This is a genomic window from uncultured Parvibaculum sp., from assembly GCF_963975745.1.
Classification (GTDB): Bacteria; Pseudomonadota; Alphaproteobacteria; order Parvibaculales; family Parvibaculaceae; genus Parvibaculum.
In genome coordinates this window covers 117,086-130,816 of record NZ_CAXBIB010000002.1, presented here as the reverse complement: position 1 = coordinate 130,816, position 13,731 = coordinate 117,086, and the positions used below count along the sequence as shown (strand labels likewise).

Annotated in this window: 9 protein-coding genes; 7 read left to right on the top strand and 2 right to left on the bottom strand. The window is 60.3% G+C overall.

Going from position 1 to position 13,731, the window contains the following annotated elements:
• The first annotated feature begins 2 nt into the window (after positions 1-2).
• Positions 3-755 (top strand): hypothetical protein, encoded by a 753-nt coding sequence (locus tag AAC071_RS02260; protein ID WP_339829521.1) that lies wholly within the window; start codon positions 3-5, stop codon positions 753-755.
• Between the two features lie 414 nt (positions 756-1,169).
• On the opposite strand, the gene AAC071_RS02255 is transcribed toward AAC071_RS02260, so the two are convergent.
• Positions 1,170-3,149: an acetoacetate--CoA ligase gene (locus AAC071_RS02255; protein ID WP_339829845.1), complete on the bottom strand. Its 1,980-nt coding sequence runs from the start codon at positions 3,147-3,149 to the stop codon at positions 1,170-1,172.
• A gap of 461 nt (positions 3,150-3,610) precedes the next feature.
• Between AAC071_RS02255 and AAC071_RS02250 the strand changes: the two genes are divergently transcribed.
• The 5 genes from AAC071_RS02250 to AAC071_RS02230 all read left to right on the top strand — a co-directional run bounded on the left by AAC071_RS02250 (position 3,611) and on the right by AAC071_RS02230 (position 11,924).
• Positions 3,611-6,109, top strand: a complete 2,499-nt coding sequence (locus tag AAC071_RS02250) for an MMPL family transporter (RefSeq protein WP_339829518.1) — start codon at positions 3,611-3,613, stop codon at positions 6,107-6,109.
• Positions 6,110-6,151: 42 nt separating this feature from the next.
• Positions 6,152-7,531 (top strand): DUF1329 domain-containing protein, encoded by a 1,380-nt coding sequence (locus AAC071_RS02245; protein ID WP_339829517.1) that lies wholly within the window; start codon positions 6,152-6,154, stop codon positions 7,529-7,531.
• Between the two features lie 61 nt (positions 7,532-7,592).
• Entirely contained in the window at positions 7,593-8,537 is a 945-nt protein-coding gene (locus tag AAC071_RS02240) for a YCF48-related protein (protein ID WP_339829516.1), read from the top strand.
• Positions 8,538-8,601: 64 nt separating this feature from the next.
• Complete coding sequence (locus AAC071_RS02235; RefSeq protein WP_339829513.1) at positions 8,602-10,392, top strand: DUF1302 family protein; 1,791 nt, start codon at positions 8,602-8,604, stop codon at positions 10,390-10,392.
• Between the two features lie 155 nt (positions 10,393-10,547).
• Positions 10,548-11,924, top strand: a complete 1,377-nt coding sequence (locus AAC071_RS02230) for a DUF1329 domain-containing protein (RefSeq protein ID WP_339829511.1) — start codon at positions 10,548-10,550, stop codon at positions 11,922-11,924.
• Here AAC071_RS02230 and AAC071_RS02225 read toward each other — a convergent pair.
• On the bottom strand, positions 11,921-13,066 hold the full coding sequence (locus AAC071_RS02225; RefSeq protein WP_339829509.1) for a PQQ-dependent sugar dehydrogenase: 1,146 nt from the start codon (positions 13,064-13,066) through the stop codon (positions 11,921-11,923). The two genes, AAC071_RS02230 and AAC071_RS02225, sit on opposite strands and share 4 nt — an antisense overlap.
• Positions 13,067-13,136: 70 nt before the next feature.
• On the opposite strand from AAC071_RS02225, the gene AAC071_RS02220 reads away from it, so the two are divergent.
• Entirely contained in the window at positions 13,137-13,583 is a 447-nt protein-coding gene (locus AAC071_RS02220) for a hypothetical protein (protein ID WP_339829507.1), read from the top strand.
• Positions 13,584-13,731 lie beyond the last annotated feature (148 nt).

Genomic DNA, 13,731 nt, shown 5'->3' with positions numbered 1-13,731 from the left:
TCATGAGCCCGAATGGCTTGCCGCCTCTCTGGATCGACGGCATGGCCTTCGGCGCCCGTGTGCTGCGCGGCGGCGACGATCCCTGGGACACGCCGGGCGAACTCGGCCTCTTCCTGCGCGAGCTGGCATCGCTGCTGGCGCTCGACATTGTTGATATCGACATCGGCGCCGGCATCGCCGCCTTCGCGCGCGCGCAGGGCATCGAAAGGACCGATAGCGCCGGCATCGAAGACCTGCTGTCCGATGCCGGCCTGCGCACGCGTCTCAAGCGCGGCATCGAAACCGCCACGGGTGCGCTGGGGGCGAGGCCGCTGGCGCTCGCCCTGCCGGGGCCGGGCGCGCTGGCGCAGGCCTTGATGGATCAAGGCGAGATCGACGAAGACGTGCTGGACGACCTCGCCATGGCGCTGGCCGATCTGCTGCGCGCGCTGGTCGTGCCCGCGATCGGCGTGTTGCGCTTCACCGAAGCCGATCCCCGTGCGCTGGAATTTTTCGAGCCCCTCACCAATATCGCCCGTCACTATGAAATGACCTCCGTCCTCGTCATGCCGGGCGCTGCAGACGAGGCCACAGGCTTTGACCGCATTTACGGGTCCGCCGCGGCCGCCGATGGAAGAATTCTCGCCCCCGCCTTTTGGGAGGGGGGCGATGTTGCGCTTGCCGGCGATACTCCCGTCTTCACGGAAGTGCCGGTCTCTCTGGTACCCGAAACTGTCCTAGCGAAACTCCGGGTGCTGAGCGAAAGCGCGTCCTGAAACGCAGGTCACCGATCGACGCGCCGGCGTTACTCTATCGTGTAGTTCCGCCGGCCGGCCGATTGCGAAACACTGCGCTGCTCGATTGGGCATACCTCCTCGGGAGCGATCCCTCCTCCTCCCGTATCCTTGGCTGCCCCGCAAAAGCGGGGCAGCCTTTTTCTTTGTCGCAACATGACCGTCACGCTCATCTTGCGCGCTGCAAGGGGAGGGACGAAAAACGCGGAGAATCGTCGGGGCGGGGAGGGCACGTCCGGAACCGGGGATAAGTTATTTTCGCGTGCGCCATCCTGGGGGGATAAGTCGCACTTATCCCCACCCCTTGCCCCGCACAAGAAGCATTTGTGACAGTTTTTTGACAGTTGCGTGACAGAGGGGGGGGTCTGGCTGTCGCGCCGCTGTGACTTATCCCCGTCAATCGGCCGCCATGGGATACTCGCGCTGCGTCCGGGCGAAGGTCACGAAATAGTCGATGGCATCCGGATTCGACATGGCATCGCGGCTCGCCGCCTTGTCCACGGGCGCACCGAGCAGGATCTTCCGTACCGGGACTTCCATCTTCTTCCCGGTCAGCGTGTAGGGAACGGCATCCACTTGATAAATGCGATCGGGCACATGACGCGGCGAATACTTCTCCTTCAACGTCTTGTTGATCGTCTGGCGCAGCGCGTCGTCGAGCGTCTGTCCTTTCGAAAGAACGACGAAAAGCGGCATGAAAAAGGTGCCGCCCGGCAGGTCGAGATTGACGATGATGCTGTCTTCGATCCCCGCGATGCCTTCGATGGTGCGATAGATCTCCGCTGTCCCGATCCTGACGCCATAGCGGTTGAGCGTCGAATCCGAACGCCCGAGAATGAAACAGCCGCCGCGCTCGTTGACCTTGAAGTAATCGCCATGCCGCCAATGCCCGGGATAGGTGTCGAAATACGAGTCGCGATAGCGGTGTCCGCCCTCGTCGTTCCAGAAGAAAAGCGGCATCGACGGCATTGGCTGGCTGACGACAAGCTCGCCCACCTCATCGACAATTTCGTTTCCGCTGTCGTCGAACGCATTTACATCGACGCCGAGACAGCGCGCCTGGATCTCGCCGGCGTAGCCCGGCAGCGTCGGCACGCCGCCGACAAACGCCGAGGCGACGTCGGTGCCGCCACTCTGCGACGTCACCCAGATGTCGGAACGAATATTGTCGTAGCACCACTCCATGTGTTCCGGCATCACCGGCGAGCCGCCGAGCAGGATGCTGTCCATCGCGCTCATGTCGTAAAGTTTGTTGGGGCGGATGCCTTCCTTCATCTGTCCGTTGAGGAAGGTCGGGCTGGCGCCGAACAGCGTCATGCCGGTCTCGGCCGCGAGCGCCCACAGCCGGTCGGGTTTCGGCACCATCGGGTTGCCGTCGTAAAGCACAACCGTCGAGCCGGCGACGAGGCCCGACAGCAATATGTTCCACATCACCCAGCCTGTGGTGGTGAAGTAGAACATGCAGGACGTCGGCTTCAGGTTGAGATGGAAATGCGTGAACTTCAACGCTTCCAGCAGCACCCCGCCATGTCCGTGTACGAAGGGCTTCGGCAACCCCGTCGTGCCCGACGAATAGACGATCCACAGCGGATGATCGAAAGCGGTTTCCTCGAAAGCGAAATCCGCAACCGCCGGCCGCGCCATCAGCGACGCCCAGGAAATCGCCTCCGGCGCAATCGGCGCGCCTTCGCCCGCCGCGCCCGGCACATGCACCACATGTTCGAGAGAGGGCAGGGCGTCAATCATCGACTTCACTTCGGCCCGCCGGTCGAACACCTTGCCGCCATAGCGGTAGCTGTCGGTCGCGAACAACACCTTCGGCGTGATCTGGCTGAAACGGTCGATGACGCTCGCCGCACCGAAATCCGGCGAGCAGCTCGACCACACGGCGCCGATGCTGGCGCTGGCAGAAAAGGCGACCGCCGCCTCCGGCACGTTCGGCAGATAGGACGCCACCCGGTCGCCGGGCTTGACGCCGAGGTCGCGCAGCGCCGTTGCCAGTTTGAAAACACGCGCCTTCAATTCGCCCCAGCTGATCTTCTGCGCCGTGCCTTCCTCACCCGCCGCCCAGATCGCCGTCTTCGCGCCGTCGCCTTTCGACAGCAGCGTCTCGATATAGTTGACCCGCGCACCGGGAAACCAGATCGCGCCCGGCATCTTCGCGTCGCGCAGCACGCATTCGTAAGGTGTCGGCGACTTGACGTTGAAATATTTCCACACCGCTTCCCAGAACGCCGCGATGTCGTCGACCGACCAGCGCCGCAATTCGTCGTAGCTCCGGAAGTTGTGGCCACGAGCGTTGAGCCATTCGATGAACGCGGTAACGTTCGCCGCCGCCACCATCTCTTCGGATGGCGACCAGAGCAGGTCTCCCATTTGGGCCACGGTGTTCCTCCCGGTTTTCCTCTCGCGCCACAGTTGATCCGGGCCGCGACGCGCTTTCTTCGGACTGCAGCCTAGGCGCGCCGCGGCCGGTGCTCCCCACCCCTTCGGGCGGTCCGCGGCGCCCCCGATTGCGCGCCCGCCGCACCCCCTTCGTGTAGTTCCCGCGGCGCCCGTGATCGCGGATTGTCGACCGCATGTTCGGCCCTGCACTCGCCGGAAACCGGCGCAATTTCTGCCGGTCGCGACGATCGAAGTCATCGCCACTCTTTAGGGCGGGGCGCAGAGAGACCCCGTCGCCCACGATCCTCGAAGCGGCGGGTTTCGGCGCCGCGCGGCAAAAGGGGCCACGTCAGCGGACGGGATTTTTAGAGAGATTCAATAAATAATTTACAAAAAAAACAGTTTATGAGATGAACGAACCGTTGCGGGGACGGATGAGGGGGGAGTACCGAGTGGAACGTCTGAGTATTCGATTGGCCCGCGCCGCCATGTCCTATCGGTGGCTGTCGCTGTTCGTGATCGTGGCGATCACGGCATTCTTTGCGATGGGCCTGACGAACGTCGAACTGAGAACGATCTTCAGCGACCTTCTGCCCAAGAACCATCCCTTCGTGCAGACCTACAAGGACCATCCGAACTTCGGAAATCCGCTGACCGTCACCGTCATGATCAAGCGCAAGGACGGGGACATCTACAACCCCGAAACCCTTGCCAAGGTCTGGGACCTGACCCGCGACATCGACCTTGCGCCGGGCGTCGATCACGATCAGATCCTCTCGGTCGCCACCGAAAAGGCGCGCTACGCCGAGGCGACGCCGGACGGCATCGATTCACGCCCGCTGATGGAAGATCACCCGCCGCGCACGGCGGAAGAGATCGCCGAGTTTCGCTCGCGCGTGCTGAAGGCGCCGAACGTGCGCACATTCATGATCTCCGAAGACGAAACGGCGACGTTGGTCAACGCGACCTTCATCGAGCGCCTGCTCGACTATGGCGAGACGTTCGAGTACCTGGACAAGCTGGTCAAGGACGCGCAGGACGACGGGCACGAAGTCTACATTGCTGGCCAGCCGGTCTTGACCGGATGGGTCTATTTCTACGAACAGCAGATGTTCGGCATCTTTGCGATCACCGCCATCGCGTTGCTGCTCGCCCTGGTCTTCTACATGCGCAATGTTGTCGGCGTCGTCGCGCCGCTGGTGACCAGCATTGTTGCCGCCGTCTGGGGATTCGGCTTCGTCGGCTGGCTGGGTCAACCGATCGAGCCCCTGATCATGGTCGTGCCGCTGCTGCTGGTCGCGCGGTCGTTCAGTCATTGCGTGCAATTCACCGAACGCTACTACGAAATCCTGCATCACGTGAAGGACCGGCGCCGCGCTGCCGAAGTTTCTCTCAGCGTGATGATGGCGCCGGGTGTACTCGGCATCACGACCGATGCCCTGGGCCTGTTCATCATCGGGGTCGCGCCCATCCCCGCGATGGAGCGTTTCGCACTTTTCTGCGGTTTCTGGGCGCTGATCCTGATCCCGACAAACGTGTTTCTGACCCCCCTTCTGATCATGCTGCTGCCGAAGCCGCGCAATGTCGATCGCATGGTGGGCGCGGGTGACCCGAAGAGCGGCTACAGCGGAATCCGGATGCTGCTCGGTGCTATTGGCCGTCTCTCCATCGGCAAGATGTCGGTTCTGACGGCCATTGGAGTCGCGACCCTCGCAGTCATCAGCTTCAACAAGGTGCTCGATATCAAGATCGGAAATCCTGTCGAAGGAAGCAATCTTCTATGGGAGCATTCCGAGTTCAACGTCGCTGTCGCCAATATCAACAGTCATTTTCCCGGTCTGAACACACTCGAAATCGTTTTCGAATCCAAATCGCCCGACAGTCTCGATCGTGTCGTGCGCAAGGCGGAAACGGTACTGACAATGCAGCGCCTGCAGCATCTGCTCGAGAGCCAGCCAAATCCACCCGAAGCCTCGCTCTCTTTCGCCGACTATCTACCGGAGGCCAGCAGGCTTTTCAGCGGCGGCAACCCGAAATGGGCGCCGCTGGATCACGACGATGCAGCCGTCAACGCGGCGGCTGGTGCGCTGATGGTCGGAACAGGGCCGAAGGCGTTCCTGCATGTTGCCGATTTCGAACAACGCAATGGAACGGTGTCGCTTTGGTACAAGGACAACAAGCAGGGAACGGTGGATGAAGCGTTGTATCAGGCGCGTGCCGCACTGGAGATCATCGGAACGGAGTATGACGATTTCCGTATACGTCTGGGCAGCGGCACCATTGCCTTGCAGCAGTCGATCAATGACACCGTCGACACCTATCAATGGGTCATTCTGGGTCTGCTGAACGTTGTCATTCTGATCACCTGCAGCCTTGCCTATCGCTCCGTTGTAGCCGGCGTCCTGCTGTTGATCCCGGTCAACCTGTCGAACCTGTTGCTCGGTGCGGTGATGACCGAAATGGGCATCGGCCTCGATGTCAACACATTGCCGATTGCCGCCATTGGCGTTGGCGTGGGCATTGACTACGGCATCTATCTGCTGAGCCGTATCTACGAAGAATACCAGATGCGCAAGGACATGGCTGCCGCGATCCTGACGGCCGTGACGACGACCGGCAAGGCGATCTTCTTCACCGCAACCATCGTTCTGATCGGCATCATGCCTTGGTACTTCCTTTCAGAGCTGAAGTTCCTGGCCGACATGGGCCTGTTGCTGGTGATGGTCATGCTGATCAACATGGTCATTGCGCTGATCGTGGTGCCGCTGCTGGTGTGGCTGATCCGTCCGCGATTCATCGATTCCAAGAAGTTGCTCGTGAGCGAAGGCATCGATCTCTCGGCCCTGTCGGCCGAGGCCGATAACAGAGCTGCGGCGCCCCGCGCAAAGGCTGCCGAGGCGATCAGACATCCGGAGATTGATTTGAACGAGATGGCCCCGGTCCGGCCCTGATCGGGGTTGGAGGGTTCCTGTCCTACTGGGAGGAGGAAGGAAATGCGAATTCGGAAATATGACAGAGAGTTCTCGCGCCGGACTTTCATGGAGAAGTCCCTGAAGGGGATTGCAACGGCCGGCGTGCTGTCTCCGCTTTGGCCGGAGATTGCGAAGTCGGGCACGATCGACAAGGCATATCCCGACGAGCTGCTCTCGATCGAGATGTACACCAAAGGGCAGGTGAAGCCCGGCGATGTCATCACGGCCGACAATGTCGATGTCGTGAAGGATCTGCTCGATCCGATCGCCTATCGGCAGGTCAAGGAAATGGGTCGACGGATCAACATCGTCGAAACGACGCGCGATGTGACGAAGCTCTTTCCGCACGAGTATCTTGAGGCGACGCTCCGCAACGCCGGCCGCGCGCGCTTCGATTCCGATGGCAATGTCGTCACGGACGACGGCAAGCCATGGATTGGCGGCAATCCATTTCCGAATGCCCAGACGGGCGAGGAGGCCTTCTACAATCTGACGCTGTCATGGGGTCGGCACGACGAGTCGGTCTATGCAGTGCGTGACTGGGACATCTCGCCGTCAGGCACCTTGTCCTACCAATATGATTTCGTCTGGGCCGAGCAGAACACGACCGGCCTCGTCAACAAGTCCTCGCCCTATCAGGCCGGCGACGAAGACAAGCTGCGTTACCAGGCAGTGTGGTTCACCTCGCCGACCGATGCGCGGGGAACGGCATTTCTCAACACCTGGTATTACGATCAACGCAAATTCCCGGATCTTCTGGGCTATCTGCCCGCTTTCAAGCGTGTGCGCAATTTCCCGACCAACCAGCGCTTCGAGCCGCTTGTCCCCGGCATCACGATCTTCCTGTCTGATGCCTGGGCGGCCGGCGATCCAATGCTTACCTGGGGCAACTACAAGGTCATCGGGACGAAGCCGCATCTCGGTGCGGTTTCGGGCAACTGGACGGGCAAGACGAACGCCAATTGGGAACGCGAGGTCCATGGCGGTCCGAATGGACAGACATTCTTTGAAGATTACAAGGAGCTGATCCCCGAAGTGCTGGTGGTAGAGGCCGAGCCCATCGGGTATCCGCGCGCACCGGTCGGAAAGAAGCGTGTCTATATCGACATGCGCAACATGATGTTCGTGTCGTACCTGACCTATGACCGGCGTGGCGAGATCTGGAAATCCTTCGAGCCTGCCTTCAGTCAGTACAAGGACGGGGACACAACGTTCATGGATGGCGGTCATCCGCTCTGGTCATGGACGCATGTGCACAGCCATGACGTGCAGTCGAACCGTATGAGCCGCTTTGTGCAGGCGAAGCAGATCACCGGTGGCTTTGGACCCGAATACAACATTGGTCCGAGCATCTACGACCGGTATTTGACGGCTCAAGCCATTCGTCGCTTCGGTACATAAAAATTGGCGCGGCGCCGAAGCTATCAGCTTCGGCGCCGCTGCTGCTCTGGGAGGAGCTGTTTTGAAGCTTTCCGTTTTCATATTTCTGGCCCTCGTCCTCGCCCCGACCGCCACCATGGCCGCCGCAGCGGACGTCGGTCCGGTGGTGCGCCATCAAGGCACATCGCATGATGCCTTGTTTGACATTGTGTTCGACGGTGCGCGTGGTCTCGCCGTCGGCAGTCGCGGCGTGGTGATGGAAACCACAGATGGCGGCAGGAGCTGGACGCATTCCGTCCGACCGGATACCGAACTGGCTTTGCTGGGCGTGGCCACAAATGGCAGCCGACGCTACATCGTCGGTCAGTCCGGCAAGATATTCAGGTCGACGACCCAAGGCTGGACACTGCTCGACAGCGGAACAGAAGAACGTCTTTTTGCCGTCGCGCTCGGCCCGGGTGGAACGGTGGTCGTTGCCGGTGCCTTCGGATCCATTCTGATATCGCACGACGACGGCGAGAACTGGTCGCCCGTCACGCTGGATTGGACAGCGATCCTTGGCGACTTCCTTGAGCCGCATTTTTACGCCGTACATGTGACCGGTAGTACGATCACCGTCGGCGGCGAGTTCGGGCTGGTGCTGCGGTCGAACGACCGTGGAGAGACGTGGAAGGTCGCGCACAAGGGCGATGCCTCCATCTTTGATTTCACGTTCAACGAAAAAGGGGCCGGGCTGGCGATTGGCCAGAACGGGCTTGTTCTTCGTACCGACAATGACGGCGCGAGTTGGCGGCGCATGGCGCCGTTGGGTGAAACAAATCTGCTCGGAGTCTGGTTGTCGGGCGAGCAGGCTCTGACCGTCGGGATCCGAGGTGCCTATGCCAGCCGCGACGGAGGACTCTCATGGAGGGCCTTGACGTCAGGCGATGTCGATACGGCCTGGTATCAGGCCGTTGCTTCGCCGCCGGGTCGTGACACACGCATCATTGTCGGGCATCGCGGCAGAATTTTGGAAATACGGGAGTGAGCCGCTGGTCGGCTTGATGGTTTCTGGTTCCGACGGGTTCGGATTATCCAAGGGAGGGGAGAAGATGTCTCGTAAACCTATCTCGGCCGTGGGAGCGCTTCTGACTTGCGCGGCGCTGACATTCGGTGTGGTCTCGTTTGTGCAAGAGGCAGGTGCCGTCGATTTTAACGTCCAGGGCTTTATCCGTCAGGAGCCGGCGATCAAGCTGACGGACGAAGAGAATCCATTCAATCAAAGGGGCAACCTGTATAACGGTGTAACCGTGACGCAGGACTCGACGCCGTTGCCGGGTGGCTTCGTCTCGACAACGACGCGTCCCATCGCAGGGGCCGACAACGACCTCAATCTGATGGCTACCCGGCTTGAGGTCGATTTCCAGGCGAGTCTGAATCAGAACTGGACAGGTTTTGCCCGTCTGCGCGGCTATTTCCAGCCGGATGTATTCGACAGCTACGGCGATCCGGAATTCTTTGCCACGCCGTTCTGGGGCGGCGACCGGGCGACCTTGTTCGAAGTCAACGGCAAGAACTACATGGTCGATTTGCCGGCCTTCTATCTCGACTATTCCGACGGTCCGCTTTGGGTTCGGTTCGGCAATCAGCAGATCGCTTGGGGCGAGTCATTATTCTTCCGTGTGCTCGACGTGCCCAACGGACTCGATCTGCGCCGGCATCTGCTTCTCGATCTCGTCGCCGAGGAATTTGCTGACGAGCGTGTTTCGTCACCAGGTGTACGTGGCTCCTATCGCGTCTCGAACGATCTCGAGATCGAGGCTTTCACACAGCTTTTTAATCCGTCGATTCTGGCAAACCCGGATACGCCCTACAACGTGATTCCGTCGCAGTTCACGATCCACCAGGAGGAGGGGTTCGAGGACGCCAAGGGTGCGATGAATGCCGGCACGCGCGTGCAGGCGCAGCTGGGCGATGTCGCGTTGCAGTTCATCGCTGTCAACCGCCGTAATCCCGATGGTGTGTTTCATTGGACGGAATCCGGCGTCAATCGCGATATCCCGGGTCTGCCGGGGAGCGGTGCCGTTCTGGCCATGACGCCGTTTGAAGTAAGCTCCACTGGCGTTTATTCGGCGGCGGAGTGGTTCAACTATGCCGGCATGGCGCGCCTGAACGGCCTGACCGGCTTCAACGCGGCGATCAACGAGTTTCCGGCGACGGCTCTCCTCGGCGCCGTACCCATGCCCAATCAGGCACTGGCGGCATCCGAGCTGGATCTCTTTTTCCAGCTCAGTCCCTTGCGCGGTCACATCACACGAATCTACCCGCGGGAGAATATCTTTGGCATTGGCGCAAACTACATCGTCAAGGCCGGTCCGGATTCATTCCTCGACCAATTGGTGATCCGCAGCGAATTCACCTATACGCCAAACAAGAAGTTTACCAGCCCCGATCTAAGCCGCAGCCTGATCGAGGAAGACGAGTATGTTGCCTCGCTGGTCTTCGAGAAATATCACCGCTTTACGCAGGAGTTCCCCGCGACATTCATGGTGCTCCAGTATCTGCACAAGTCTGAAAGCGATCTGTTCGGCCGACATTTGAGTGGTATGGGGGCGAGCGGAGCGCGAACCAGCGGATTGCCGTCCGGCGAGAGTTCGTTCAATGCTGTCGCCTTTGCCTTTCAGCAGCCATTCCCGAATCTGATCTGGCGAGCCGATATGTCGGTTGTCTACGATCTGAATGGAGGGGCGCTGATCCAGCCGGGTCTCAAGTGGAAGCCCAATGAGGCATGGACGGCAGAAGTGTTTGCCAATGTCGCACTGAGCGACGGCGGCAATGACGACATCATCAGCACGATCGACTGGGCAGACGAACTGGCATTCCGCATTACCTACCAGTTCTGAGCCTTGTCGATCGAAGGCTCCGTCCGGGGCGTCGGCGCGAGTTCATATGGGCCTTTTCAGGAGAGGCGCTGTGTGACCCCCAAAGCGCGTTCCGGCGACCCGGGCGGATGCCGTTATGTCGATTTGTTTGCCGGCTGCGCCCGGTGGAGCGAACCATGCATTTGCGGAGATACACGCGCGACTACTCCCGCAGGCTGTTTCTCGAGCGGTTGTCGGCTGGTGTCGTCAGCCTTGGCGTAACGGCGCCGTTGTGGCCGGTGCTGGCGGCACGGGGCGATGCCTCGGGGGCCTATCCCGACGAGCTTCTGTCGATTGAGAACTATACCAACGGGGCCATCTCGACCGGCAGCAGGATCGACGCAGGAAATGTCGATCTCGTCAGGGAACTACTTGACCCGATCCGATATCGGCAGGTCAAGGAAATGGGACGGGTGCTTGAGGTCGTCGCACCGACGACCGAGTTGATGGAACTGAGTCCCTGGGAATATATCGAGGCGACGCTCCGAAACAGCGGCAGGGCGCGATTTGACGCGCGCGGAAATGTGGTGACGGGAGAGGGCGATCCGTGGATTGGCGGCAATCCGTTTCCGAATCCGAAAACAGCTATCGAGATATTTGCCGGCTTGACGTTGAGTTGGGGGCGTCACGACATATCGGTTTATGCCACCAAGGAATATGACCTCGCACCCGGTGGCTCGATCGACTATCGCTATGAATCCGTATGGGCGGAACTGGCGCCGGTCGGACGTGTTGCGGTCGAGCCGATCCCCTACTGGCCGGAGTTCAAGGACAAGCTGCGCTTCCAGTCGGTCGCCTTTACCTATCCCAATGAGGAAAAGGGCACTTCGTTTCTGAATATCTGGCCCTATGACCAGAACGAATTTCCAGATCTTTACGGGTATCTTCCGGCATTTAAACGCATTCGACGATTCCCGACCAACCAGCGGTTCGAGCCGTTGATCGCCGGTTCGACACTCTATCTGTCCGATGCATGGGCGGCCGGTGATCCGTTGTTGACCTGGGGAAACTATCGTCTTGTGCATCAGGGGCCGGCGCTGGCGGCGCTGTCGGGGGGCTGGGCATCCGATCATCCGAACTGGGAACATACGACCCATGGCGGACCGAACGGCGACAGCTTCTGGGATACGCAGGTCCAGCTCGTACCGGAGGCGCTGGTTGTCGAAGCAGAGCCGGTGATGTTCCCACGCGCGCCGGTGGGCAAGAAACAGGTCTGGTTCGATGCACGGACGTTGTTACCCTTTGTCATGGTCTCGTTCGACCGAAAGGGTGACGTTTTCCGTTCTTTCGACGGTGCCTTTTCGCAATACAGGAAGGGCAACGCTGTCGTGATGGATGGCCGGCACCCCTACTGGTCATGGACGCATGTACATGCTCACAACATCCAGACCAACCGCATAACCCGGCTGGAGCAGGTGCGGCAGATCAGGGGCGGACACACGATGATGGTCAACGACCAATCGGCCTATGGCCGCTATCTTACAACCAACGCACTCCGCCGTCTGGGCCTCTAGTCCTGTTCGGGTTGCACCGGTTCAACGCGCAGCAGGCTTCCATTTTCCTTGTCCGTCAACAGATAGAGATAGCCGTCCGGCCCCGTCCTTACCTCTCGAATGCGCTGGCCGAGTTCACCGAACAGCTCCTCCTGCGCGTCGACATTCCCATCGACAAGATGGACGCGGCGGACATGCTGCGCCGCCAGTGCGCCGACAAACAGATCACCCTGCCATTGCGGAAACTTGTCGCCCCGATAGAGCGTGAAGCCGGCCGGCGCGATCGAAGGTGTCCAGTGCAGCAGCGGTTGTTCCATGCCGTCATATTCGACGAAAGGCGACACCCGTGCACCGGAATAGTCGATGCCATGCGTAATCACAGGCCAGCCGTAATTCTTTCCGGGTTCGATGACATTGATCTCGTCACCGCCCTGAGCGCCGTGTTCATGGGCATAGACACGGCCGCTTTGCGTGTCATACAGGATTCCCTGAACGTTGCGGTGCCCGTAGCTCCAGATTTGCGGCAGGGCGCCGTCGCGATCGACGAATGGATTGTCCGCAGGCACGCTGCCGTCGTCATTGATGCGGACGATCTTGCCCAGATGGTTGTCGAGCATCTGGGCTTTTTCACGGTAGTCAAACCCGTCGCCTGTCGTGATCAGAAGCGTGCCATCGGGCAGGAAAAGAAGCCGGCCGCCATAATGGACCGGTGTGTCCTTGAGCGGCGTCGCTTCGAAGATGACTTCGACATCGTGAAGCGAGGCGCCGTCGAATCGCGCGCGCGCGACGCGCGTGGCATTGGCATCGCCGTCGCCATGCGCATAGGACAGATAGATCAGCCGGTTGGTTTCGAATTCGGGATGCAGTATCGCGTCGAATAGACCGCCCTGACTCCGGAAGAAGACCGGGGGCACACCCGCAACGGGATCGGGTGACAATGCACCATCCTTGACCAGTACGATCCGGCCATTGAGATGGACAATCAGCATTGAACCATCCGGCAGGAATGTGAGGCTCCATGGATGATCGAGCCCTTCGACGACGGGGACGATTTGGTAGGCGGGGGCGGTGATCGCGCCCTCTTGAGCCGCGGCATTCAAGTCGGAATATCCGGCCGCGAAGAGAATCGTCAGCACAAGCCCGATGTGTGTCCGTATGGTCATTTGTTCGATTCCCGTCCCCTGTGCTTTCATTCTGTGCAATTCTAGCGTCAGATCGGGGCAGAATGAAACGATGGGGATGAAGATGTGGGTCTTGAGGATAGTGCTGGCCTTTATTCTGGCGGTGATCGTGACGACCGTGCTCGGGGCGATCGCACATACGCAGTTCGTGCTGGCGCGCCTCGCAGGCCTCGGAGTCGACATCCCTTTTGGCGACCGAATTGCGACGACTCTGCATGATATCGTCGGCATGGCGCCGCTTTTCGGCGCGATTGTCGGAGCAGGCTTTATTGTCGCGTTTTCGGCCGGCGCACTTGTCTTCAGGTTGGCAGGCGTGCAACGGACGCTGATCTACGCGGTCGCGGGTGCCGTGTCGCTCGCAGTGACGCTTTTGGTCATGAATGCCCTGTTCGAGATTACCGCCATAGCAGGCGCCCGTTCGACCTTCGGGTTCCTGGCTCAGGTGGCAGCGGGAGCGGTGGGCGGCTTGACCTTCGCTAAGGCTCTGCCCGCACGGTGATTTCGGTCTTCAGGGCCCTGGAAGCGCGTGCGGCAATACCCGACTATTCAGGTTGGATGCTGGACCCGACGTTAGGCCGCGCCGATCCTCTCGCCCTGCAATTTGCTGAAGGATCACCGCGAAAATCTTGCCTATTTCGGCCAACCCG

Bases quoted from the DNA above. Each gene is read 5' to 3' on its own strand.
- AAC071_RS02260 (WP_339829521.1), top strand. From the start codon at position 3: ATGAGCCCGAATGGCTTGCCGCCTCTCTGGATCGACGGCATGGCCTTC.
- AAC071_RS02225 (WP_339829509.1), bottom strand. From the start codon at position 13,066: ATGACCATACGGACACACATCGGGCTTGTGCTGACGATTCTCTTCGCG.
- AAC071_RS02230 (WP_339829511.1), top strand. From the start codon at position 10,548: ATGCATTTGCGGAGATACACGCGCGACTACTCCCGCAGGCTGTTTCTC.
- AAC071_RS02255 (WP_339829845.1), bottom strand. From the start codon at position 3,149: ATGGGAGACCTGCTCTGGTCGCCATCCGAAGAGATGGTGGCGGCGGCG.
- AAC071_RS02245 (WP_339829517.1), top strand. From the start codon at position 6,152: ATGCGAATTCGGAAATATGACAGAGAGTTCTCGCGCCGGACTTTCATG.
- AAC071_RS02235 (WP_339829513.1), top strand. From the start codon at position 8,602: ATGTCTCGTAAACCTATCTCGGCCGTGGGAGCGCTTCTGACTTGCGCG.
- AAC071_RS02220 (WP_339829507.1), top strand. From the start codon at position 13,137: ATGGGGATGAAGATGTGGGTCTTGAGGATAGTGCTGGCCTTTATTCTG.